At 70.7% G+C, this 23,569-nt stretch carries 22 protein-coding genes and 1 pseudogene; 19 read left to right on the plus strand and 4 right to left on the minus strand.

The features are described from left to right. Positions 1–12: 12 nt before the first annotated feature. The 4 genes and pseudogenes from AB0M36_RS10640 (at position 13) to AB0M36_RS10655 (ending at position 3,155) form a co-directional block, all read left to right on the plus strand. Positions 13–495, plus strand: coding sequence for a hypothetical protein (locus AB0M36_RS10640; RefSeq protein ID WP_364155181.1), 483 nt, complete (start codon positions 13–15; stop codon positions 493–495). Between the two features lie 33 nt (positions 496–528). Further along, a complete protein-coding gene (locus AB0M36_RS10645; protein ID WP_364155182.1) occupies positions 529–1,905 on the plus strand; it encodes an MFS transporter in 1,377 nt (458 codons plus the stop codon). 133 nt (positions 1,906–2,038) lie between these two features. After that, positions 2,039–2,722 (plus strand): polysaccharide deacetylase family protein, encoded by a 684-nt coding sequence (locus AB0M36_RS10650; protein ID WP_364155183.1) that lies wholly within the window; start codon positions 2,039–2,041, stop codon positions 2,720–2,722. A gap of 14 nt (positions 2,723–2,736) precedes the next feature. Beyond that, positions 2,737–3,155: pseudogene (locus AB0M36_RS10655) on the plus strand (SMI1/KNR4 family protein). Between the two features lie 42 nt (positions 3,156–3,197). Here AB0M36_RS10655 and AB0M36_RS10660 read toward each other — a convergent pair. Then, positions 3,198–3,776, minus strand: coding sequence for a CPCC family cysteine-rich protein (locus AB0M36_RS10660; protein ID WP_364155184.1), 579 nt, complete (start codon positions 3,774–3,776; stop codon positions 3,198–3,200). Positions 3,777–4,278: 502 nt separating this feature from the next. Between AB0M36_RS10660 and AB0M36_RS10665 the strand changes: the two genes are divergently transcribed. Together AB0M36_RS10665 and AB0M36_RS10670 are read left to right on the plus strand one after the other, a co-directional pair. Further along, positions 4,279–4,620 carry a hypothetical protein gene (locus AB0M36_RS10665; protein WP_364155186.1) on the plus strand — a complete coding sequence of 114 codons (342 nt, stop codon included), beginning with the start codon at positions 4,279–4,281 and terminating at the stop codon, positions 4,618–4,620. Positions 4,621–4,951: 331 nt separating this feature from the next. Next, positions 4,952–5,308, plus strand: coding sequence for a nuclear transport factor 2 family protein (locus tag AB0M36_RS10670; RefSeq protein ID WP_364155425.1), 357 nt, complete (start codon positions 4,952–4,954; stop codon positions 5,306–5,308). Positions 5,309–5,536: 228 nt separating this feature from the next. On the opposite strand, the gene ychF is transcribed toward AB0M36_RS10670, so the two are convergent. Beyond that, positions 5,537–6,622 carry a redox-regulated ATPase YchF gene (gene ychF, locus AB0M36_RS10675; RefSeq protein ID WP_364155187.1) on the minus strand — a complete coding sequence of 362 codons (1,086 nt, stop codon included), beginning with the start codon at positions 6,620–6,622 and terminating at the stop codon, positions 5,537–5,539. Between the two features lie 112 nt (positions 6,623–6,734). Between ychF and AB0M36_RS10680 the strand changes: the two genes are divergently transcribed. The 8 genes from AB0M36_RS10680 (at position 6,735) to AB0M36_RS10715 (ending at position 17,830) form a co-directional block, all read left to right on the plus strand. After that, the gene (locus AB0M36_RS10680) at positions 6,735–8,144 is read left to right on the plus strand and encodes an AlkA N-terminal domain-containing protein (RefSeq protein WP_364155188.1); all 1,410 of its coding nucleotides are present in this window, start codon (positions 6,735–6,737) and stop codon (positions 8,142–8,144) included. After that, entirely contained in the window at positions 8,135–8,644 is a 510-nt protein-coding gene (locus tag AB0M36_RS10685) for a methylated-DNA--[protein]-cysteine S-methyltransferase (protein ID WP_364155427.1), read from the plus strand. Before AB0M36_RS10680 ends, AB0M36_RS10685 begins: the two co-directional genes overlap by 10 nt. A 129-nt stretch (positions 8,645–8,773) precedes the next feature. Then, positions 8,774–10,399 (plus strand): hypothetical protein, encoded by a 1,626-nt coding sequence (locus AB0M36_RS10690; protein ID WP_364155189.1) that lies wholly within the window; start codon positions 8,774–8,776, stop codon positions 10,397–10,399. A 10-nt stretch (positions 10,400–10,409) separates the two neighbouring features. Next, entirely contained in the window at positions 10,410–10,760 is a 351-nt protein-coding gene (locus AB0M36_RS10695) for a hypothetical protein (protein ID WP_364155190.1), read from the plus strand. Next, positions 10,750–13,680, plus strand: coding sequence for a caspase family protein (locus AB0M36_RS10700; RefSeq protein WP_364155192.1), 2,931 nt, complete (start codon positions 10,750–10,752; stop codon positions 13,678–13,680). The genes AB0M36_RS10695 and AB0M36_RS10700 overlap by 11 nt, the downstream gene beginning before the upstream one ends. 9 nt (positions 13,681–13,689) lie before the next feature. Next, positions 13,690–16,221 carry a valine--tRNA ligase gene (valS, locus tag AB0M36_RS10705; RefSeq protein WP_364155194.1) on the plus strand — a complete coding sequence of 844 codons (2,532 nt, stop codon included), beginning with the start codon at positions 13,690–13,692 and terminating at the stop codon, positions 16,219–16,221. A gap of 81 nt (positions 16,222–16,302) precedes the next feature. Next, positions 16,303–16,842 carry a hypothetical protein gene (locus AB0M36_RS10710; protein ID WP_364155196.1) on the plus strand — a complete coding sequence of 180 codons (540 nt, stop codon included), beginning with the start codon at positions 16,303–16,305 and terminating at the stop codon, positions 16,840–16,842. Between the two features lie 244 nt (positions 16,843–17,086). Continuing rightward, positions 17,087–17,830, plus strand: a complete 744-nt coding sequence (locus AB0M36_RS10715) for a hypothetical protein (RefSeq protein ID WP_364155197.1) — start codon at positions 17,087–17,089, stop codon at positions 17,828–17,830. A 111-nt stretch (positions 17,831–17,941) separates the two neighbouring features. Here AB0M36_RS10715 and AB0M36_RS10720 read toward each other — a convergent pair whose 3' ends face one another. Further along, positions 17,942–19,168: a DNA recombination protein RmuC gene (locus AB0M36_RS10720; protein WP_364155199.1), complete on the minus strand. Its 1,227-nt coding sequence runs from the start codon at positions 19,166–19,168 to the stop codon at positions 17,942–17,944. Between AB0M36_RS10720 and AB0M36_RS10725 the strand changes: the two genes are divergently transcribed. After that, a complete protein-coding gene (locus AB0M36_RS10725; RefSeq protein ID WP_364155201.1) occupies positions 19,167–19,928 on the plus strand; it encodes a hypothetical protein in 762 nt (253 codons plus the stop codon). The two genes, AB0M36_RS10720 and AB0M36_RS10725, sit on opposite strands and share 2 nt — an antisense overlap. A 17-nt stretch (positions 19,929–19,945) precedes the next feature. Here the strand turns inward: AB0M36_RS10725 and AB0M36_RS10730 are convergent, their stop codons facing one another. Beyond that, positions 19,946–20,932 carry a 4-hydroxy-3-methylbut-2-enyl diphosphate reductase gene (locus tag AB0M36_RS10730; RefSeq protein ID WP_364155203.1) on the minus strand — a complete coding sequence of 329 codons (987 nt, stop codon included), beginning with the start codon at positions 20,930–20,932 and terminating at the stop codon, positions 19,946–19,948. Positions 20,933–21,069: 137 nt separating this feature from the next. Between AB0M36_RS10730 and AB0M36_RS10735 the strand changes: the two genes are divergently transcribed. From AB0M36_RS10735 to AB0M36_RS10750, 4 genes are read left to right on the plus strand one after another with little or no spacing between them, the layout of a single operon-like run. Then, positions 21,070–21,591: a hypothetical protein gene (locus tag AB0M36_RS10735; RefSeq protein WP_364155204.1), complete on the plus strand. Its 522-nt coding sequence runs from the start codon at positions 21,070–21,072 to the stop codon at positions 21,589–21,591. A 27-nt stretch (positions 21,592–21,618) separates the two neighbouring features. Then, on the plus strand, positions 21,619–22,125 hold the full coding sequence (locus tag AB0M36_RS10740; RefSeq protein WP_364155205.1) for a hypothetical protein: 507 nt from the start codon (positions 21,619–21,621) through the stop codon (positions 22,123–22,125). A gap of 17 nt (positions 22,126–22,142) precedes the next feature. Next, complete coding sequence (gene xseA / locus AB0M36_RS10745) at positions 22,143–23,369, plus strand: exodeoxyribonuclease VII large subunit (RefSeq protein ID WP_364155207.1); 1,227 nt, start codon at positions 22,143–22,145, stop codon at positions 23,367–23,369. Further along, a complete protein-coding gene (locus tag AB0M36_RS10750) occupies positions 23,366–23,569 on the plus strand; it encodes an exodeoxyribonuclease VII small subunit (RefSeq protein WP_364155209.1) in 204 nt (67 codons plus the stop codon). The genes xseA and AB0M36_RS10750 overlap by 4 nt, the downstream gene beginning before the upstream one ends.

The raw sequence follows: 23,569 nt of genomic DNA on the forward strand, positions 1-23,569 counted from the left end.
TACCGTCGACGCATGTATACCTACGGAAAAGCCACCGGTGAGGCGGCGCTGCAAGGACTGATGACCGTGGCGTGGGTGGCCGCCGGCGAGCTGCCACCGGCGAAACGACGCCTGACGCGGGCCGGCACGGTGGCCGTGCTGTCCGGCCTCGTCTCGATCCAGGACCGGAACCGTCCCGACGCCGACGCCGACGCCGCTGACGCGTCCTCGTCCTCGTCCTCGTCCTCGTCCTCGTCCTCGTCCGAGGATGCTGTGGACACTTCCCCGCAGGTGATCAGCAAGGCCCGCTTGATCGGCGTCGGCGTGGGTGTCGCCGTCTCCGTCGCGACAATGGTGGCCGGGCGGCGGCTCGAGAAGCGGTGGCTCGCGGCCCTGGCCCGCGACGGACACGCGCACCCCTATCGCGCTCTGGCCGTACGCATGGGATTGATCTCGTTCGCCGGCACCCTGCCCAGCCGCCTGATCCGCGCCCACGAGGCCCGCCGACCACATTGACCTCAAGCCAACTTGAGGTTCTAGGTTGCCACGGTGATCGAACTTCTGCGACGGCCATACGTCCTGACCACCATCGGCGCCTGGAGTTCCGTCTTCCTGGCCGCCTTCGAGTCCCTGGCCGTCACGACGATCATGCCGGCGGTCACCGCCGACCTGAACGGCCGCGGCCTCTACGCGCTCGCCTTCTCCGCCACCCTGGCCGCCGGGGTGATCGGCGTGGTCGCGTTCGGCTCGTGGGCGGACCGGCGCGGACCCGCCGTACCCCTGCTCGCCGCGATCTCACTCTTCGCGGCGGGCCTGCTGCTGGCGGGCACGGCCACCACCATGCCGACCTTCGCGGCGGGCCGCTTCCTCCAAGGCCTCGGCGCCGGCGGCGAGACGGTCGCCCTCTACGTACTGGTCGCCCAGGTCTACCCGCCCGCCCTCCACATCAAGATCTTCGGTGCGTTCGCGTCGGCCTGGGTCGTACCGTCGATGATCGGACCCTTCGCGGCCGGCCTCGTAGCCGACGCACTGAGCTGGCACTGGGTCTTCCTCGGCGTGGTTCTGCTGGTCGCGGCGGCAACCGCCCTGATGCTGCCGGCCCTACGCGGCCGCGACCGCGCACCAGCCGACCGGACCCCTGCCACGCCGGCGGACATCCGCCGCATCGCCCAGGCCACGGTGGTCGCCGTCGGCGTGGTGGCCCTCAGCTCGCTCGCCGGGCTGGACCGGCACGTCGCCTGGCTGATCGTCCCGGCGGCCCTCGCGATCATCGTGCCGGCGCTGCGCCGCCTGGTGCCTACGGGCACCTACCGCGTCCGCCCAGGCCTCCCCGCGGCGGTCACCCTTTGCGCAACCGCGGCGGGCGTCTTCTTCGGTACGGAGGTCTACCTGCCGTTGCTGCTCCACGACCGCTACGGCCTGCCCTCATGGCTCTCCGGCATCACCCTGACCAGCGGAGCCGTGGCCTGGGCGCTGGCCTCCGCGATCCAGGGCCGCCGCGGCGAACGCACCGACCCCGCCACGGCGATGCGGACGGGCGCCCTGCTGCTGACGGGCGGCGCGGCGGTCGAACTGGCGACGGCGCTGTTCCAGCTGCACCCGGTTGTCGCGGCGCTGGGCTGGTTCGCGGCGGGCGCGGGGATGGGCACGCTGTATCCGCGGATCAGCGAGCTGGTCCTGGCCCGCTCCGCGCCGGACGAGGCCGGATTCAACACCGCGGCGAAAAGCATCGCGGACGCGGTCGGCGCGAGCGCCTCGCTGGCGGTGGCGGGCCTGCTGTTCGGGGTCGCGCCGTTCGTCGGCCCATTCACGTTCGCCACAATGCTGGGCGTGCTGACCGTGATAGTCGCGAGCCGAGTGGCTCCCCGAGAAGGAAGCCCGGTGGTGCCCGCCCGCAGGGAAGGCCGCAGCACCGCTCCGGTATAGCACCAGACCCATCACCAAGCACGCATCCACCACTACGTAGCGTTTCGACGGCAGGGGGCAATCCGCCCGACGGTCGATCCGCCCGACGGTCGATCCGCTCGAAGTCGATCCGCCCGAAGAACGAGGAGCAAGAATGCGCCGCACGGCCGCCATATTGAGCACGACGGCACTTGCCTGCGGACTCATGTTCGTCGCTTCGCCCGCACAGGCTGCGCCCGCGCCGTCCACCGCGACGCCGTCCGCGCGGGCGGCCGCCGCCCCACGTACGGTCTACCTCACCTTCGACGACGGACCGTCCGGCAGGTGGACGCCGCGATACCTCGAGGTGCTCAAGAAGTACGACGCCAAGGCGACGTTCTTCACCACCGGACAGAACGCCAAGGCACACCCCGGGATCGTCGCTCGCATCCACCGCGAGGGACATCTGCTCGCCAACCACAGCTGGAGTCACAGCAACCTGACCCAGCTCGGCAAGTCCAAGGTGAAGAGCCAGCTCACCCGCACCCAGAGCGCCCTCGGCCGCTACCAGAGCGCTTGCATGCGCCCGCCCTACGGCGCCACCAACAAGTCGGTACGCCGCTGGACGAAGGAAGTCGGCCTCAAGACGGTGATGTGGGACATCGACTCCCGCGACTGGGAGAACTCCCAAACCTCGAGCGGCATCTACCGCCGGGTCATCGACAAGGTCCACAACGGATCGGTCGTCCTGATGCACGACGGCGGAGACTCCCAGCGCGACTCCCTGGCGGCCCTCAAGCGCATCCTCCCGAAGCTGAAGAGCAAGGGCTACACCTTCAAGGTCCTGCGCAACTGCTGATCTATCGTCAACCCGTGCTACTTCCCGGGAGCATCTTCGACGACTCGGGGCCGCTGGAGGACCCGCTCACCGACGACGTGCTCCGGAGCGTCGAGAACCAGCTGGGACACCGGCTGCCGGCCGCCTACATCGCCCTTGCGCGCCTGCACAACGGCGGCTCGTTCCGCCGCGACGCTCACCCCGCGCCCAACCGGACCACCTGGGCCGAGGATGGGTCGCGGAATGGGGCTACCCCGACATCGGCGTCTACCTCGCCGATTGCCCGTCGGCGGGCCACGACATGATCGCCCTCGACTACCGGTCCCCCGGCGAACCAACAGTTGTCCACGTCGACCAGGAGTGGGATTACCGGATCACAGTCCTGGCTCCGGACTTCGAGAGCTTCGTGACAGGCCTCGTCGACGAGCCCGAGGATGGCACGGACGCAGCCTAGAGGGCCGGCAAGATACCACTCGCTGGCCATGGTGCTGGCGCCTTACCGAAGTCTCCAGAACGTTGGGCGCCACCAGTAGAGGACCGTACGGTCGTCCGGCCAGGGAAGGTCCTGAACGCCTTGCGGTTCGAAGTTGTCCCGTTCCAGGTCGACCGGACGCCAGCCGGCTTCGATGCGCTCTGCGGACGTGGGGCTCCGCACGCTCTTGATGAAGCGCTCCTCCGTCGCTCCGAACCGCGCGAAATTCAGCTGACAGTCTCGCAAAGACGGCTTGTTGGCGGCGCCGCCCCAATCTGGCCAGCGAAGCTGGAGTTCGTCGTCCTCCCATCGGCAGACCGGGCAGATGTCGCACGCCGCGCCGGGAGGCCTTGGAAAGGTGAGATGCCCACAACAGGGGCAGGGATAGGTCTCCTCCACCTGCGACTCCACCTGCGACTCCACCTGCGACATCGTCGCAGATCTCGCCGACGGTGACCCGGTCGCACTTTGACCTGCGCCTTCCCACGCCAGATGGAGCCTCAGAAACCGCACGCGCTCGCAGATTGGAGCGGTCGGACATCTGGCACGTCGGCGACCTTCACACCCTCTTACCATCGTGAAAGGATCGTATGATAGATACATAGAGAGGATACTAAGTAGTGACGGTTACCCTCGCTATCAACGTTGTTGACTCGCTTGTGCTCGCCAGTGACAGCGCAACCACCCAGACCATGGCGCTACCCGGAGGCCGCGTCGAAACGACCAACGTCTGGAACAGCGCCAGCAAGATCTTCAATCTCCGCAAGAGCATTCCGATAGGGGCCATGACCTGGGGTCAGGCAAACATCGACGGCAGAACGATCGCTACGCTGATCAAGGAGCTGCGGTGTCGATTCTCTGGCAACGATCCCGATCGTAATGACTGGAGAATCGACGCAGCCAATCTCGAGGTTGGGAACGTGGCAACTCGTGTCCGGCAGTTTTCTACGACGACCGGCCCGACCCGAAGCCAGAGGGCGCGCTTGGCTTCCTTGTGGGCGGCTATTCGTCCGGCTCGCCGCTTGCCGAGTGGTATTCACTGCACATTGACAGCTCAGGGTGCCACGGACCATCAGAAGTCCTGCCGCGGGGTGAAGCCGGCAGCGTGGCGTTCGGTCAGCCCGAGGCGATCAATCGCATCATCACCGGTGTCAGCGGTTCCCTCGGCCAAGCGTTGATCAATCTGGGGATGGCTCCCGCACACGCCACTCAAGCGGTCGATGACATCATCGACCAGGTGCAGCAGCCGATGGTCTTCGCGGGAATGCCGGTCGGCGAGGTCATCGACTTGGCAGACTTCCTTGTCGATGCGACCATCAAGTTCGTCAGGTTCAGTCCTGGGCATGCTGTCGTCGGTGGTCCCATCGAGATCGCGGTGCTCACCAGGCACGAAGGCTTCAAGTGGGTCAAGCGCAAGCACCACTACCCCGCAAGCCTCAATCCGTGAGCAGGAGCCACCATGACTGAGGACTCTTCCAACGCCACCACCGGCAGGGTGCACCGAAGTCGCACCACCGGAGAGGCCGCACGCGCCGCGGGTCGCGACGCATTCGCCAAGTCCGTCATCCGAGCCGTACGGGTCCCGTCAGCCGACCCTGATGCACCCCACCTGTCGGCGCTGGGGAAAGAGCGTCATCGCAAGGATGCCTCCTAGTCAGACGTTGAGGCGGAGCTAGATCGCTGGCCCGTGACGATTCTGCCGGTCGTGGGAGGCGGGCGGGCGTCCGATGCGAGAGGGACAAACGTGACTGCGGCGACCGTCTATGGTGTCTGGCGTGATGGATGCACAGGAGCTGATCGAGCGTTTCAACGCGGCGTGGGAGGCCGGCGACCTGACCGCGGTGTCGGCCTGTCTCGCCGATGACGTGGTGTATTGCCCGACCGCCTGGGACGGCCCGGCCGCCATCGTTCGTGGTCGAGCCGAGGTGGGCAAGGTCTTTGCTGATCAGATCGGTCCTGGCCCCGGTCCGGTCCTCGGCGCTGTCTTCGCGGCGGGCGACCGGGTGGTCTGCGAGTGGCAGTGGGCGCCGGCCGAGGACGGCACGATCCTGCGAGGGCTAGACCTCTACCAGGTACGCGACGGCAAGATCGTTGCCAAGGATGTGCACGGAAAGATCACCATCGGCCGCGACTAGCCGTCGAAGCCGATAGTCCTTGCCTTCCATGCGGACCTTGGCCGCGGGCATCGAGCCCGCCTCCGTCAGGTCGTCGTAGTGCCACCGGCAAGCCTCATACCGCCACAAGCACCCGCGCCCGGATCGCCTCGGCGGTCCCCTCCGGCAGCGACAGGCTCACCCTCGTCGCCGGCCCCTCCCCGATGCCCGAGTAGGAAAAGCGCCAAGGTCTGCAGGAGCGATCAGCAACTACACGTTGAAGCGGAACTCCACCACGTCGCCGTCCTTCATGATGTAGTCCTTGCCTTCCATGCGGACCTTGCCCGCCGCCTTGGCCGCGGACATCGAGCCCGCCTCCGTCAGATCGTCGTAGCTGACGATTTCGGCCTTGATGAAGCCGCGCTGGAAGTCGGAGTGGATGACTCCGGCCGCCTCGGGGGCCGTCGCGCCGGTCGGGATCACCCAGGCTCGGGCTTCCTTCGGGCCCGCCGTCAGGTACGTCTGGAGGCCGAGCGTCTGGAAGCCCACCCGGATGAGCTGGTTGAGGCCCGGCTCGGTCTGTCCGGTGGATTCGAGGAGCTCCATCGCCTCGTCCTCGGGGAGGTCGATCAGCTCAGACTCGATCTTCGCGTCCATGAAGATGGCCTCGGCCGGCGCCACCAGGGCGCGGAGTTCGTCGAGGAAGGCGGCGTTGCCGAGTTCGGCCTCGTCGACGTTGAAGACGTACAGGAAGGGCTTGATCGTCAGGAGGTGCAGCTCGGCGAGCTGGTCGAGGTCGATGCCGGCGGCCTTGGCTCCGGCGTACAGGGTGGTGCCGTCGTTGAGCAGCTTGAAGGCCGCCTCGGCGGCGGCGACGGCGGGGGCGCGGTCCTTCTTGAGCTTGGCTTCCTTCTGCAGGCGCGGCAGGGCCTTCTCCACCGTCTGCAGGTCGGCGAGGATCAGCTCGGTGTTGATCGTCTCGATGTCGTCGGCGGGCGACACCTTGCCGTCGACGTGCAGGACGTTGGGGTCCGAGAAGGCGCGGACGACCTGGCAGATGGCCGAGGCGTCGCGGATGTTGGCGAGGAACGCGTTGCCGCGGCCCTGGCCCTTCGACGCGCCGCGGACGAGGCCCGCGATGTCGACGAACGAGACGGGTGCCGGGATGATCTTCTCGCTGCTGAACACCTCGGCCAGCTTGGTGAGCCGCTCGTCGGGGAGCCCCACGACGCCCACATTCGGCTCGATCGTCGCGAACGGGTAGTTCGCGGCGAGCACGTCGTTCTTGGTCAGGGCGTTGAAGAGGGTGCTCTTGCCGACGTTGGGCAGGCCGACGATCCCGATGGTAAGGCTCACGACAGGCCAGTCTACGGTGCGCGCGGAACGACGGAATCGGGCCGTGCCGCCGGCACGCTCATGTCCGAATCCCGCCAGCCAGGCAGGCGCCGCAGCGGGCAGACTCGTCGGCATGGAACTGGACTTCGAGCGGTGTTACCGGGCCGTCGACAGCCGTGACCAGCGCTTCGACGGCTGGTTCTACACGGCCGTGCGCAGCACCGGCATCTATTGCCGTCCGTCGTGCCCGGCCGTCACCCCTAAGCGGGAGAACGTCACCTTTCTGCCCAGCGCCGCGGCCGCCCAACGTGGCGGCTTTCGGGCCTGCCGCCGCTGCCGACCGGATGCCGCGCCGGGTTCGCCGGAATGGGACGTCCGCGCGGACGTCGTGGGCCGGGCGATGCGGCTCATCGGCGACGGCGTCGTCGACCGCGAGGGGGTGCCCGGCCTCGCCGGACGGCTCGGATACACCGAGCGTCACCTGCACCGCATGCTCACCGCCGAGCTGGGCGCCGGGCCGCTCGCCCTCGCCCGCGCCCAGCGGGCGCAGACCGCGCGCATCCTGATCGAGACAACCGACCTCGGGCTCGCCGAGATCGCGTTCGCCTCCGGGTTCGGCAGCGTCCGGCAATTCAACGACACCATCCTCGAGGTGTACGCCCGTTCGCCGAGCGGCCTGCGGGAACGCCGGACGACACGGCGGGGTGAGCCGGGGACGATCTCTCTGCGGCTGGCGTACCGGGCCCCGCTGCACGCCATGGCGCTGCTCGAGTTCCTGGGCGCCCGGACGCTGCCCGGGGTCGAGGAACTCGACGGTGCGACGTACCGGCGTGGTCTGAATTTGCCGCACGGAAGCGCGACGGTCGCGCTGACCCCGGCCAACCGCTTCATCTCCGCGACGCTGCGGCTGGCGGACGTGCGTGATCTGGCGCCCGCGGTGGCCCGCTGCCGCCGGCTGTTCGACCTCGACGCGGATCCGGTCGCCGTCGACGGCACGCTGGCTGCCGATCCCGCGCTCACCGCGCTGGTCAAAGCCGAGCCGGGCGTACGGGTGCCGCGCGCGGTCGACGGCTTCGAGATGACCGTACGGGCGATCGTCGGCCAGCAGGTCTCGGTCGCGGGCGCCCGCACCACCCTCAGCCGCCTGGTCGGTCCCGCCACCGAGTTGCGCGGCTTCCCCACCGCCGAGGCCGTGGCCGGCCTGCCCGACGAGGCGTTCCGGATGCCGGTCGCGCGCCGGCAGAGCATCCGGGCGCTGGCCGAGGCGGTCGCCGACGGCAAGCTCGACCTGGATCCCGGCGCCGACCGCGAGGAGGCCGTCGCCCGGCTGCGCGAACTCCCCGGCGTCGGCGCGTGGACCGCCGGATACGTGGCGATGCGCGCGATCGGCGACCCCGACGTCTTCCTGCCCACCGACGTGGCGGCGCAGCGGGGCGCGAAGGCGCTCGGCCTGCCGCACACCCCCAAGGCGCTCGAAGCGCACGCCGAACGCTGGCGGCCCTGGCGCTCCTACGCCCTGATGCGACTCTGGAGATCAGCATGATGGAGTACACGACCCTCGACACCCCGGCCGGTCCGTTCACCTACGTCGTCAGCGACGCGGGGGCGGTGCGGGCGTCCGGTTTCACCGCGGAGATCGGGGAGTTGCTTCCTCTCGTACACGAAAGGTTGAGGGAGGAATTGCGGCCCGCGGCGTCCCCGGGTGCGGTGGGTGACGCGGTCCGGTCCTATCTCGACGGCGATCTCTCGGCGATCGACGGGGTCGTTGTCGAGCAGCACACCGGCGGGCCGTTCCTCGCCCACGCTTGGCGGGTCATGCGGGAGATCAAGCCGGGCGCGCCGCTGACCTACACCGGTTTCGCGGAGCTGGCCGGCCGGCCCGCCGCGATCCGCGCGGCGGCCACGGCCTGCGCCCGCAACGCGGCGGCGCTGTTCGTACCCTGCCATCGGGTCCTGGGCACGGACGGGACGCTGCGCGGATACCGCTGGGGTCTCGCGGTCAAGACGTGGCTGCTGGAGCACGAACAGCCGGTCGCCCGTTAACGAATCCGGGCGGAAGACGACGCGAGCGACGGACAGGTTCAGCCTTGCGGTGTCATCAAGACGACCTGTCCGTCGCAGCGGCGCACATCACTGCTTGACTCTGGGCCGATCGGTTGTCGAGGAGCGGCAGTGGATGTCATCACCGTGAAGGCTCCGCCTTCCACCGGAAACCGGCGACGAGTTCTCATCTGCGTCGCGATCGCCCTGCTGGTCGTCGCCGTGGCGGCGGGCGGCTACGCGATCCTGCACCGGGACACCGGCCGCCCGGCCGCCGCCGCGTCCTGCCCGGAAAAGCGGAAGTCGGCGGGGTTCATCACGACCGCGGTGACCTCGACCGGCACCGAGTGCGTCGGATGGATCCTCGAAGAGGCGCCAGGTTTCCGTTCCCGCGACGCGGCGGTCGACGACGTCATCTCGAAGATCGTCAGGGAGAACCTCCGGGTACGCGACCAGGCCGGCCTCCCGGGCGGCAAGCCGTACGTGCGGATCGCGGTGTTCATGCCGATGACGTCGGCGCCCGGCGGCGCGATGTCGGACCCCGAGATCCTGCACTCGTTGCAGGGCGCGTACGCCGCCCTGCGTCAGGCGAACGCCGGCAAGGCCTCGGAACTGGGCGATCCCACGCCGCTGTTCCAGCTGGTGCTGGCGAACGAGGGCTCCGATCAGAGCGCCTGGGCAACGGTGGTGGAGGATCTCGGCAAGCTCAAGGAGGGCCCGCATCCGCTGGTCGCGGTGACCGGCATGAGCATCAGCGTGCCGCAGACGAAGCTGGCGGCCGAGCGGCTCAGCGCCCTGCGGATCCCGAGCATCGGCGCGGTCATCACCGCCGACGACATGGTCGCGCCGTGGCTGTTCAAGATCTCGCCGCCGAATCAGCAGTACACCGCGGCGCTGGCCGCCTATCTGAGCGCTCGGCCCCAGACCCGCACCGGATACCTGGTCTGGGATCGCAATTCCGACGACAGCTATGTGCGGAAACTCAAGACGAACTTCGTCGCGGCCTTCGGTGCCGCCTATCAGCTCAACGACCACAACCATGCGTTCAACGGCAGTAAACCGCCGTCGTTCGGCACGCCTCGGCTGTTCTCGGACATCATCCGAAGCATCTGCGCGGTGGACCCCGACCTCGTCTTCTACAGCGGACGGGACCGCGATCTGCCCGCCTTCGTCGAGGCGCTGGGCACGAGAGGCCAGTGCCAGAAGAAGGTACGCCCTCTGCTGATCGCCACCGGGGCGACGGGCCTCACGATCGCCAGGGAACAACTGGACAGCGCACGCGTCGGCGTGCTGGACGCCTCGTCGACCGACTCCCTCGCGTGGGGAAAGGGCGCCGCCGGGACGCCGGACCACTATGCCGCCTTCCAGCGGTTGTTCACCTCGGCGGAACCGGCCGGCCTCGGCTTCACCGAGGCGGATCTCGCCAGCGGCTACGCGATCATGCACCGGGACGCGGTGGTGGCGGCCGTGTGGGCGGCCCGGCGTGACGCCGCGGCGAAGGCGCAACGCAACGCCGTCCGGGGCAGCGCTCCCGCGGTGTCGGAGACGCCGACGGCGGAGGACGTCCGCAACGCCCTGTTCAGCTCGAGCAGCGACCGGATACCCGCCGCGTCGGGCGCGATGTATTTCCAGGAGCAGCCGGGCAACGACCTCTGGCCCGTCGGCAAGCCCGTACCGGTGATCCGCATCGGCTCGGCGGCGCAGTCCTGGCCGGCCGGCTCCTCCTGGACGACACCTCTCATTCCCAACGGCACGTAAGGACCCTCCGATGGACGACACCGGCAATCTGCTCACCATCTCGGCGGGCTCCGACGCAACGGCCCTGCTCTCGCTCTGCGCCTGGCTGCGGCGGAGCCCCGAGGTGGCGCGGCACGGCCGGATCCGGGCGTTGCCGGCCCGCGACGGCTCCTCGATGAACGCGGTGGAGACGATAGGGGTCGTGGTCAGCGGCGCCACCGGCATCGCCAACGTCCTCATCGCGTACGCGAACTGGCGGCGTACCCGCCCCAAGGCACCCTCCGTGACCGTCACGCTGGGATCCCTCACCGTCGCCATCGAGGACCCCGAGGCGCGGGAGAAGCTGGCGAAGGCGTTGTCCGACCACGGGCATGCTGCCTGAGGCCGCCAAATCCCGCGCGGTCATCGTGGGCGCCTCGCGTTACCGGGACCTGGCCGCGCTGCCCACGGTCGCGGCGAACGTCGAGGAGGTCGCGAAGCTCTTCACCGACGAGCGGTTCTGGGGCCTGCCCGAGAAGCATTGCGTACGGCTCGTCGACCCGGAACATCCCGGCGCGGTGCTCGACGCGCTCGCCCGGGCCGCCGACGAGGCATCGGACGCGCTGGTGTTCTACTTCGCGGGCCACGGCATCCTGCGCCCGGATGCCTACGACCTCTATCTGGCGCTGAAGCACGGCGCTCTGGAGCGCTGGTGGCACGCGGTGCGCTACGACGACATTCGCCGCATCATGATGGACCACCCGGGACCCACGGCGAAGGTCGTGCTCCTCGACTGCTGCTACGCCGGCATGGCGATGATGCCCGGCATGGGCGCCGGAGCCGAGATCGGCGACCGGGTCCGCATCGAAGGCACCTATCTGATGACCGCCGCGGCGGAGACGTCGGTGGCGCTCGCACCGCCCACCGAGCCGCTCACCGCTTTCACCGGCGCCTTCGTGGCCGCCGTCCGCGACGGAGTGCCCGACGGACCGGACGTCCTCGACTTCCACACGCTCTATCCCCGGATCAGAAACGCGCTGGAGGCGGCGGGGCGGCCGGCACCGCAGCAGCGGTCCAGCAACGGTGGTGGGCGGATCGCGCTGGTGCGCAACGTCGGCCTCGATGACCGAGGCAACACGGGGACCGTCGAGCAGCCCCCGCTGAGCGATCACGAGCAACGGGCGCTGCACCTGCCGCCGGCCCGGCTGCGGGAGTTGCTCGCCGAGCTGAGCACCCGGGACGCCCCCGCCGCCGAGCGCCTGCTGCGGGCGGTCGGCTCGACGCGCGCCGAGCAGGGCGTGGCCGCCATCGTTGACGAGGCCACGAGGGCGGGTGCCACCGCGCAGGCCCGGGCCATCCTGGTCGCGGCGGCGCAGCGGCGGCCCGCGTCGCTGATGGAGCTCATCGACGTGTTCCGCAAGACCGGTCAAGGCGAGCAGGTCGGCCAGCTGCTGACGGCGTGCGCGGAGCAACCGGCGGACCGCGTCACGACCCTCGCCGCGCAGCTGCTCGAAAGCGACCACGCCGACGCGATCGACCTGTTGCTGGACGCGGCGGTCGAGGCCCGGATGGACCGGCCCCGGCCGCTGATCGCCCTGCTCGTCGCGCTCCTCACCGCCGGCCTGAAAGGGGTGGAGGCGATGCTCGCCCGGCTCGTCACCCGCCTTCCGGGGACGCGGACGGTGGAATTCGCCGACGCCCTGCGGGACGCGGGCCAGGAGCAGGCGGCGTTCATGCTCTATGAGGGCGTCGCCGAGCTCGTCGCGGCGCGACCCGTGGCTGTGGCGGCACGGCTGGCCGCCACGATGCACCGGGCCGGACGCGAGCGCCAGGCCCGCGACCTCGTCGACCTGATGGCGGCCCGGCACCGGACCCGCCGCCGGCGGGTCGACCTGCTCGACGCGCTGTGGACGGCGCAGGCACCGGTCGGCGACGCCGAGCATCTCGAGCATCTCGACGACGAGGACCTGCTCGAGGCGACACTGCGGCTCTACACCCTGCCGCACCAGGCCGCGGTCCGCCGGCTCATGCTCATGTCACTCGAGTGGCGGCCACCGGGCAGCACCGTAGGCACCGTGGTCGCCCTGCACGACGCCGGCCTGCCGATGGAGGCACACAGCCTGCTCGAACACGCGGCCGCCCGGCCACCGGCAGACGTGGTCGCCGTCGTCGGGGAGTTCGTCCGCACGGGAAACGAGGCCTACGCCCGCCTCGTGCTCGAGGCGGGACTGTCCGTGGACGTCCTCGCGTCGCTCCCCGACGACTTTCGCCGCCTTGCCCGCTCGATCCTCGTGCAGCGCCCCACCGCCCAGATCGTGGAGTTCGCCGCTCGGCTGCCGCCCGAGAAGATGACCTGGGCGCTGAGCGCGCTGCCGGACGATGTGGACCCGGAGGCGCTGCGGGATCCCGCGATCGCCTTGTGCCTGCGAAGGCTGCGGGAGCCGGCTCGGGAAGACGTCCTGCGGCGGTTGCGCGGCTCGCTGCCGATTCCGCCCTCGCTTCTCGACGCCGCCTTCTCCGGGGCGTTCGGAGACGCCGCCGCGTGCGTCGAGAGCCTGGTGGAGCTCGCCGAGCCCGCGGCACGGGAGGGACTGCACAACGCGCTCGCCAGGCGGACAGCGCAGGACATCGCGCGCGTCAATGTCACCCCGGACCTGACGACGGCGATCGCCGCCACCGGCGCGGCCACCACCCAGCTGGAGCTGCTGAAGGTGCTCGAGACCACCGGGCGCCAGCGGGAAGCCGACCGGCTGACCCGGGCACTGCGGGCGGGGCTGCCCCTGCCTCACGTGTGCGCCCTGGCGGCGGTCCTCGGCGAGGCGGCCCTGCACCCGCGGGCGAACGCGCTGCTGGGATTGGCTTCGCACGCCTGCGTCGAACCGGCCGACCTCATCGTGGACGAGCTCCTCGCGAGGGTCACCGGCGACCGTACGCCCACGTGGAACGCGGAACAGATCCGCGGCCGGGTCGGGCTGGACCCGCAAACGGTCATCCGTCACGTGGTGACCGGCCGCGGCCTCGGCCGCGGCACCACCGTCGTCTTCACCGACAGCAAGCTCGCGTGCCGCCTGCGCAGCGGTCATGTCGTCGCCATCGCCTACCGGCACTTCGGCGGGGTGACGATCGTGCTGGACCACCGCTCCACCATCCGGCTTCGCGCCGGCGGCCGGGAGCAGAGCATCGAGATCCGCGACGCAGCTCTGCACGCTCTCCTGGTGCGGGTCCAGCAGGCGGTCGCCGAGTTCGACGCGTTGCGCGCCCGGCTGCGGGCCGCCTTGATCCCGGGCCGAAACATGGCTGCCGGAACGCGGGCCGGGCCGTAGCCTGACCGCATGACTGATACGGCAATGACCGCGCGCGCCGGTCTGCCCGAGCGGCCGTCGCTGGACGGGCTCGAGGACAAGTGGGCGCGCCGCTGGCAGGAGGAGGGCACGTATGCGTTCGACCGCTCGAAGGAGCGCGCCGACGTATACGCGATCGACACCCCTCCGCCGACCGTATCGGGCGAGCTGCACATGGGGCACGTCTTCTCGTACACGCACACCGACGTCGTCGCGCGGTTCCAGCGGATGCGCGGCAAGACCGTCTTCTACCCGATGGGATGGGACGACAACGGGCTACCGACCGAGCGCCGCGTCCAGAACGTCTACGGCGTCTACTGCGACCCCTCGCTGCCCTATGACCCGCAGTGGCAGCCACCCGCGACGCCGCCCAAGCCGGCAGTCGCGGTGTCGCGGCGCAACTTCGTCGAGCTGTGCGGCCGGCTGACCGTCGAGGACGAGAAAGCGTTCGAGGCGTTGTGGCGGCGGCTGGGGCTGTCCGTCGACTGGGCGATGACCTACACGACCATCGGCCCGAAGGCGCAGGCGGTCTCGCAGCGGGCGTTCCTGGACAACCTCGCGCGCGGAGAGGCGTACTCGTCGGAGGCGCCGACCCTGTGGGACGTCGGGTTCCGCACGGCGGTCGCGCAGGCGGAGATCGAGGACCGGGAGCGGTCGGGTGCGTTCCACCGGCTGCGTTTCCACGGCCCGGACGGGCCGGTCGAGGTCGACACGACCCGGCCCGAGCTGCTGCCGGCCTGCGTCGCGCTCGTCTGCCCACCGGACCACCCGCTGGTGGGCACGACCGTCCGCACGCCGTTCTTCGACGTCGAGGTTCCCGTGTACGGACACGCGCTCGCCGAAAAGGACAAGGGCACCGGCGTCGCGATGGTCTGCACCTTCGGCGACCTGACCGACGTCATCTGGTGGCGCGACCTGAACCTGCCGACCCGCGTCGTGCTCGGCCGCGACGGGCGCTACCTGCCGGACCGTCCGGACGGAGTCGCCGAGGCGGCGTACGCGCCGTTCGCCGGCCTGACGGTCAACGCCGCCCGGCGCGAGATCGTCCGGATCCTCGGCGAAACCGGTGATCTGCTGGGCGAGCCCCGTCCGGTCACGCACCCGGTCAAGTTCTACGAGCGGGGCGACTCGCCGCTGGAGATCGTCACCAGCCGGCAATGGTTCATCCGCAACGGCGGACGCGACCAGGACCTGCGCGAGGTGTTGCTGGCCCGGGGTCGCGAGTTGCGCTGGACGCCGGAGCACATGCGGCACCGCTACGAGCACTGGGTCGGCGGACTCACCGGCGACTGGCTGATCAGCCGGCAGCGCTTCTTCGGCGTGCCCATCCCGGTGTGGTACCGGCTCGACGACGCTGGCGAGCCGGACTACAGCCAGCCTCTCATACCGGACGTTTCGGCGTTGCCGGTCGACCCTTCTTCGGATTGTCCGCCCGGTTTCGACGAGTCCCGCCGCGGCGTCCCGGGAGGCTTTCAGGCCGACCCGGACGTCATGGACACCTGGGCCACCTCCTCGCTGACCCCGCAGATCGCCGCCGGTCAGGGCAGCGACGAGGATCTCTTCCGCAGGGTCTACCCCATGGACCTGCGTCCGCAGGGCCAGGAGATCATCCGCACCTGGCTGTTCTACTCGGTGGTCCGCGCGCAGTTCGCACACGGCACCCTGCCGTGGACGACGACGGTGCAGTCGGGCTGGATCCTCGACCCGGACCGCAAGAAGATGTCGAAGTCCAAGGGCAACGTGGTCACGCCGTTGGACCTGCTCGAGCAGCACGGTTCCGACGCGGTCCGCTACTGGGCGGCGAACGGGCGGCCCGGCGCCGACCTGGCGTTCGATCCGGCGCAGATCAAGGTGGGGCGCAGGCTGGCGACGAAACTGCTCAACGCCTCGCGCTTCGCGCTGGGACTGGGCGCCGCCGACGCCCTGCGGCAGCCGGTCACGGCCGATCTGGACCGGGCCGTGCTCGCCCGGCTCGCCACGGTCGTCGACCAGGCGACCACGGCCCTCGACGCCTACGACCACACGACCGCGCTCACCACCACCGAGGCGTTCTTCTGGACGTTCTGCGACGACTACATCGAGCTGGTGAAGGACCGGGCGTACGCCTCCGGTCCGGCTGGCGACTCGGCCCGTGCCGCCCTGGCAGCCGGGCTGTCGGTGCTGGTGCGGCTGTTCGCGCCGTTCCTGCCGTACGCGACCGAGGAGATCTGGTCGTGGTGGCGCTACGGCTCGGTGCACCGTGCGACCTGGCCGACCCGCTATGAACTGCTGCGGGTCGCCCCCGACGGCGACGCGGGCCTGCTCGATCTCGCCGGCGACGCCCTGCGGCAGGTCCGGCGGGCCAAGTCGGACCGCAAGCTGTCGATGAAGGCGGAGGTGCCGCTCGCCGAGGCGCTCGGACCGGCGGCGCTGCTCGACCGGTTGGCCCTGGTCGAGCCGGACCTGAGGGCGGCGGGCCGGATCGGCAAGCTCGACATGCTCCCCGACCGTACGCCCGAACTCGTCATCGCCTGCGCCTTCTGACCGGCGCCCGGTCGCCCGCGGGGTAGGGGACTTCGTCGAACCCGGACCTGCGGGCGGCCGGAACACGGCAGCATGGTGGGCATGTCCCTACCGCCCGAGGAGGTCGAACCGCCCGCCGCCGACGCCGTGCTCTTCCGATCCTCACCGTGGCGGACGTTCGCGGTCATGACCGCGGTGCTGCTGGTCGCCTACGTGGCCGTGTCGCCGCTGGTCGCGTTCCTGCTGGGCGCCCCGCGCGACCCCTGGTGGACGACCGTCGCGCAGGGCGCGGTGATCGGAGCGCTGGTGGGTGGCGGCTACGCGCTGTCGTCCCGATCCTCGCTGCGCACCTGGGTGCGTGCCTCCTCCGCGGGCCTGGAGCTAGCCGCCGAGGGGAGCGACCCGGTGCTGCTGGCCTGGCCTGACATCGACCGGGCGGTCGTGCACCGCCGCGGACTGCGCACCGTGCTGGACGTGACCCCGATCGACCTCGACCGGGTCCACCCGGTGGCGGACGGCGACGACGGCTGGCCCGCCCTGCACGACGAGCCGGACGGCGCCCCGGCTTTCACCGCCGATCTGACCGAGGTGTGGCCCGGCCCGCGGGCGGTACGCCGGGAGCTCGCACGCCACTTGCGCTGATGACGGCGAAGAGCAAGAACAAAATCTGTGACGATCACCTCAGGTTCTGCGACGAAGCCGTCGCGCTCCGCGACGGCGCTGGTCAGGCCTGAGTAGATGCCGATGATTCATTACTCCTGATGCCCGCTGACCTTGAGAAACAAGGCATACGTGGCTGACTGCCTTTGATTCAAAGGCACGTGCTTGGATCGACTCCACGAGGCCACAAGCCCTCGACCTTCCCCACGATGCTCGGGAGAGATCCTTGCGCGCAATCAGAATCGCCATGTCCGCCCTCGCCGCCGTCGCCGTGACGGCACTCGTCGCACCGACCGCCGCCCAGGCGGACGCCGCCACCCGGGCGCCGAAGACCTACTCGTACGACTTCGCCGACAACGCCCAGGGCTGGGAGGCGGGCTTCGCCGACTACTCGCCGGAGCAGACCGAAGAGGCCATGGAGCTCGAGGCGCGGATCGCCCCGCTGCCCGAAGGCACCAAGAGCGGCAACGGCTTCTACATCCAGGGCCACAACCGCAGCGACGACCTCTTCATGTTCTTCAAGAAGCGCCTCGGCCCGGAGGACGGCATCGTCCCCGGCCAGACCTACTCGGTGCGGTCCTCGGTCACCTTCTGGTCGCAAGCCCCCACCGGCTGCCCCGGCATCGGCGGATCCCCGGGCGGCTCGCTGCACGTCAAGGCGGGCGCCTCCACCGCGGAACCGCGCGTCTACCTCGACGAGGCGAACCACTACCAGGTCACCCTGGACAAGGGACACCAGAAGAACGGCGGCCCGGAATCCGCCTACCTCGGCGACATCTCGAACGGCCAGCCGTGCAACGGCACGAAGAAGTGGGTCAAGCTCACCCGCAAGAGCCCCGTCGCCACCCCGCTCACGGTCAAGGCCGACGCCCAGGGCTACCTCTGGCTCAACGCCGGCACTGACTCCGGCTACGAGGGCCTGACCCGGCTCTACTACTCCAACCTCACCACCACGCTGACGCCTCGCTGATCCAGCCCGTCACCTGACCGCCGGCCGCCCAGGACCCCGCACCTGAGCGGCCGGCGGCGCCCTCGACAACATCCGGCCACTGAGTCCGGCGCGAACAGGCTGACCTCGCGCCTACAGAATTTGGTCGCCGTGTCTGACCAGGGGCTCATCGACCAGTTCGGGGGCCTGTGGCTGGCGCGGCGTCAGCTCGACCTGGGCCGGAACGGTCAGTTCCTCGTCGGACACCCCCATCTCGGCGAGCTTGCGGGCGCTGACCAGCACCCGGGATTCCAGTGAGCCGACCGCGCGGTTGTATGCGGTGACCGCCCCGCCGAGCGAGGCGCCGAGCTTGCCCACGTGGTCGCCGAGCGTGGCGAGGCGGCCGTAGAGCTCACGGGCCAGGCTGTGCACCGCGAGCGCGTTGCGGGCCAGCGCCTCCTGCCGCCACGAATAGGCCACCGTGCGCAGCAGCGCCACCAGCGTCGCCGGCGTGGCCAGCACGACGTTGCGGGTGAACGCGTGCTCCATCAGCGTCGCGTCCCGTTGGAGGGCGGCGTCGAGGAACGGATCGGCCGGCACGAAGAGGACCACGAAATCCGGGCTCTGGTCGAACGCCGTCCAATAGGCCTTGCCGGCCAGCGCGTCCACATGCCCCCGCAACACCCTCGCGTGCTGGTCCAGGTGGGCGTCGCGGGTGCGCTCGTCGCGGGCCTCCATAGCCGACAGGTACGCCTCGAAGGGCGCCTTGGCGTCCACCACGACGGACCGTCCGCCGTGCAGGCGCACCACCAGATCGGGGCGCACGCCCTGGTGGTCGGTGCGGGAGGTGACCTGCTCGGAGAAGTCGCAGTGCTCGAGCAGGCCGGCGGCCTCGACGATGCGCCGCAACTGGTGCTCGCCCCAGCGGCCTCGGACCTGCGGCGCCCGCAGCGCGGCGACGAGCTGCTTGGTCTCGGTGCGCAGCTCGCCGGACACCAGGCCCATGGCCCGCACCTGCTCGCGGAGCTCGGAGTAGGCGTCGACCCGGTCGCGCTCGAGCTCGACGACCCGCTGCTCATAGCGGCGCAGCGTCTCGTGCAGCGGCGCCACGGCGCGCGCGACGGCCTCCTGCGACTGTGCGGTGGACTCATAGGACAGCGCCCGGAGCGACTGCTCGAGCCGCTCCTCGCCGTCGCGGCGGGCCTGGACCGTCGCCTCCAGCCGGGCGATGTCGGTCGCGGCCCGCAGCCGGGCGACCAGCCAGCCGAGCGCGGCCCCGGCCGCCAGGCAGATGACCACCACGGCCAGCGTCGAGAAGCTCACCCTCGCGAGCTTGCCAGAGGGGTACGACGTTGTGCGCGAGGGTACCGTCGAGGACATGAAGGTGTTTCTGCTGCTGATCCTTCTCCTGATCGTGGTGGCGGTCTTCGTGGCCTGGCGCCACGGCGGCGCGGCCCGCGAGCAGCGGCAGTTCGACGACGCCCGCGCCGAGGCACAGCGCTGGTACGAGCGGCTCGGCGGGCAGGTGCTGAACCTGCACGGCGACGACCCCGCGACACGCCAGGCGCTGGCCGACGCCGGCGAGCGCTACAACGCGGCCGGCGGCCAGCTCCAGCAGGCGAAGACCGTCAAGCAGTGCGAGCTGGCCCGGGAGTCGGCGCTCGAGGGGCTGGCATACGTGCGCGCGGCCCGCACCGCGATGGGCATCGACCCGGGACCCGAGCTGCCGCCGCTGCACGGTGCGCAGGGTGCCGGACAGCTGACCCGCGAGCGCGAGGTCACCGTGCAGGGCCAGCACTATCGGGCGGGGCCTCAGCCCGGCACGCAGACCCCGTACTACTACCCCGGCGGCCGCGTCCAGGGCCGCCCGGTCCCGGCCGGTTGGTATTCGACGCCGGTCTGGAAGACGGCCCTCGGCGCGGGCGTCGGCGCCCTCGGCGGCATGCTGATCTTCGACGCACTCTTCTCGCCGGGCTTCGGCGACCTGGGCTACAGCGAGGGCTACGAGGAAGGCTTCCAGGAGGCCGCCGGTGACTTCGGCGGCGACCAGAGCGGCGACATCGGCTCCGGCGGCAACGATTTCGGCGCCGGAGATGTCGGCGGAGACTTCGGTGGCGGTGACTTCGGCGGAGACTTCTGACGCCGAGCCGCCGTCGGCTACGAGCGCGCGGCCGCCGCGGCCTTCATGTCGCGGCGCAGCTCCTGCGGCAGCGAAAACGTGAGCCGCTCCTCGGCCGTGGTGTACTCGGTGACCTCACCGAAGCCCCGCTCCGCGAGGTGGGCGAGCACCTCCATGACCAGGTCCTCCGGAACGCTGGCGCCCGAGCTGACGCCGACGGTGACGGCGCCCTCCAGCCACTCGTCCTGGATCTCGGTGGCGTAGTCGACCAGGTGTCCGGCCTTCGCGCCGGCACCGAGGGCCACCTCGACCAGGCGTACGGAATTGGAGGAGTTGGCCGAACCCACCACGATGACCACGTCGCAGTCCGGCGCGATCTCCTTGACCACGTGCTGGCGGTTGGAGGTGGCGTAGCAGATGTCGTCGCTCGGCGGCGACTGCAGCAGCGGCAGCCGGGTCTTGAGCCGGGCGACGGTCTCCATGGTCTCGTCGACCGACAGCGTCGTCTGGGACAGCCAGACCACCTTGGCGGGGTCGCGGACCACCACGTTGTCGACGTCCTCGGGGCCGTCGACCAGCTGGATGTGCGCCGGCGCCTCGCCCGCCGTGCCGATGACCTCCTCGTGGCCCTCGTGGCCGATGAGCAGGATGTCGTAGTCCTCCGCGGCGAACCGCCTGGCCTCGTGGTGCACCTTCGTGACCAGCGGGCAGGTGGCGTCGATGGCCTTGAGGTTGCGCTCGCGGGCCTGCTCGTGGACCTCGGGCGCGACGCCGTGCGCCGAGAAGACGACGGTTGCGCCCTCGGGCACCTCCTCGTTCTCCTCCACGAAGATCGCGCCGCGGGCCTCGAGCGTGCTCACCACGTGCTTGTTGTGCACGATCTGTTTGCGCACGTAGACCGGGGCGCCGTAGAGCTTGAGCGCCTCCTCCACCGTCTGCACCGCGCGGTCGACACCGGCGCAGTAGCCCCGCGGCTTGGCGAGGAGCACACGCTTGCGGACTGGGGTGCTGGCTTCGGAGGTCACCGGCCAATGGTACGTGCCCCGCGCCCTGATCTCGCGGCCTGCGATACGCACCACAACAGCTCAGCACCGCGACGCCGCGGTCGAGGGCGGCGGCCTGGCCCAGGGACGTTTCGCGCGGAGCGCGGCATACTCGGCCGGTGAGCGACACTGACGTGGCCGCCGGCGAGACCGGCACAGGACCCCGGATCGGGGCCTTGATCAGGGGTTTGGCCGGCGCCGTCACGCTGGTCGGGGCGCTGACCTGGATTCTGCTCAACCTTCAGTCCCCGGGCCGACTGGCGGACCTGGTGGTGGGCGGCGTCCTCGCCGTGGGCGGGCTGGTGCTGCTGATGCCGCACCGGGTGCCGCTTCCGGCGCTGCTGACGGCGAGCGCCGCCGCCGTGACGGCGGCCGTGGGCGCTCTCGCCGGCCTACTGGCGGAGACCACCAGGGTGGGCGGCATGTGGGCGTACGTCGCCCGGCGGGGCTGGCCGTACGAGTGGCTGAACCGGGGCGCGGTCGCCGACGACCCCCGGACCGCCCAGGCCCTGGCCGAGCGGGCGAGCTGGCAGGTGGACGCCGTGAACCTGGCCGCGACCGCCGTGTTCTGGGGTTTCCTCGGCCTGCTGGTGGCCGCGGCGGTCACAAAGGTCAGGACCCGACGCGTTTCCGCACCCTGACGGACCGCCCGGCGGGATACTCGGGCCATGAGTGCCACCGGCACCGTGGGCGTACCCGGCCTGTGGGAGTCCGTCGGTACCGCGCTGCGCCTGCTCGTCGGCTGGGTTTCGGTCCTGATCGGGCTGCTCGATCTCGGCGTCGAACTGGACCGCCAGCCGGGTACGCCGGACGGCGCCTACCTGCTCTTCCACGGCGTGCTGGTGGTCGGCGGCGCGCTGCTGATCTCCCTGGCCTCGATCGCCATGCGGCCGAGTCCCGCCCTCACGATCGTCGGCGGCCTCATCCTCGCCGCCGGCCTGCTGGGCAGCGCGGTGCCCGCCGACACCGCGGCGTGCTGCCTGGACAGCTTCGCTCAGCGGCACGGCTACCCGTTCGCCATCCTGGCCCGCGACCCGGGCGGCGAGTGGCACGTCGACAGCCTCCATCTCGGCGCCGACCTGCTCTTCTGGGGATACGCGGGCCTGATCGCCCTGATGCTGCCCTGCCTGGCGCGACGCCTCGGTCGCCCGCACGAGGGAACCGGCTGCGGCTGAGCCGTAGGGTAGTCCGGGTGACGCAGCCGGAGCCGAAGTCGACCGCCGACGAGCCGTGGCCGGTCCGCGTCGTCAGCCAGAAGCTCGGCGCCTGGGTGGCCAAGCTCGGCTGGGTGTGGGTCGACGGCCAGGTCGCCCAGATCAGCCGCCGTCCGGGTGCCGCCGTGGTCTTCCTGACCCTGCGTGACCCGTCGGCCGATCTGAGCCTGACGGTGACCGCCCACCGCGACGTTCTGGACGCCGGCGCACCGGAGTTGGCCGAGGGCGCCCGGGTCACCCTGCACGCGAAGCCCGAGTTCTATCCGGCCCGCGGCTCACTCAGCCTGCGCGCCGACGAAATCCGCCAGGTCGGGCTCGGCGAGCTGCTCGCCCGCCTGGACCGGCTCAAGAAGCTGCTCGCCGCCGAGGGGTTGTTCGCCCGCGAGCGCAAGCGTCGGCTGCCGTTCCTGCCGCGGCGGATCGGCCTCATCACCGGACGCGCCTCGGCCGCCGAGCGGGACGTGCTGATGAACACCCGCCGCCGGTGGCCGGGCGTCGATTTCCGGGTCGTCAACGTGCCGGTGCAGGGCCCGACCGCGGTGCCGCAGATTCTCGACGCGCTCAAGGTGCTGGAGAACGACGACACCGTCGACGTCATCGTCATCGCCCGCGGCGGCGGCAGCGTCGAGGACCTGCTGCCCTTCTCCGACGAGGCACTGTGCCGGGCGGTCTTCGGCTGCCGGACGCCGGTGGTCAGCGCCATCGGCCACGAGACCGACGCACCGCTGCTGGATTACGTCGCCGACCTGCGCGCCTCCACGCCGACCGACGCCGCCAAGCGGATCGTGCCCGACCTGGCCGAGGAGCGTCTGCTGATCGGGCAGGCCCGGCGCCGGCTGGACCGGGCGGTGCTGACCCTGATCGACCGCGAGGCCCACCGCCTCGATGCCTGGCGGTCCCGTCCCGTGCTGGCACGCCCCGAGACGCTGGTCGAGCAGCGCGCGACCGAGGTGACCGGCCTGCGTGACCGGGCCGGCCGCAGCCTCGAGCACCGGATCCGCCGGGCCGACGACGACCTGCGTCACACCCTCGCGCGGCTGCGGGCGCTGTCGCCGGCCGCGACGCTCGAGCGCGGCTACGCGATCGTGCAGCGCGCCGACGGCCATGTCGTCCGAGCGGCGGGCGAGGTCAAGACCGGAGATGTTCTACGCGTACGGCTGGCAGACGGCGAGCTGCGCACGGAAGTTCAGGAGAGCACCCCATGACCGACGAGACCCTCAGCTACGAGCAGGCCCGGGGCGAACTGGCGACGGTCGTGGAGAAGCTGGAACAGGGTGGCGCCTCGCTGGAGGAGTCGCTGGCGCTCTGGGAGCGCGGCGAGAAGCTGGCCGACGTCTGCCAGCGCTGGCTGGACGGGGCCCGGGACCGCATCGAGGCGGCCCGGGCGTCCCGCGGTGACCAGTGA

This window comes from Actinoplanes sp. NPDC051346 (assembly GCF_040682215.1).
Taxonomy (GTDB): Bacteria; Actinomycetota; Actinomycetes; order Mycobacteriales; family Micromonosporaceae; genus Actinoplanes.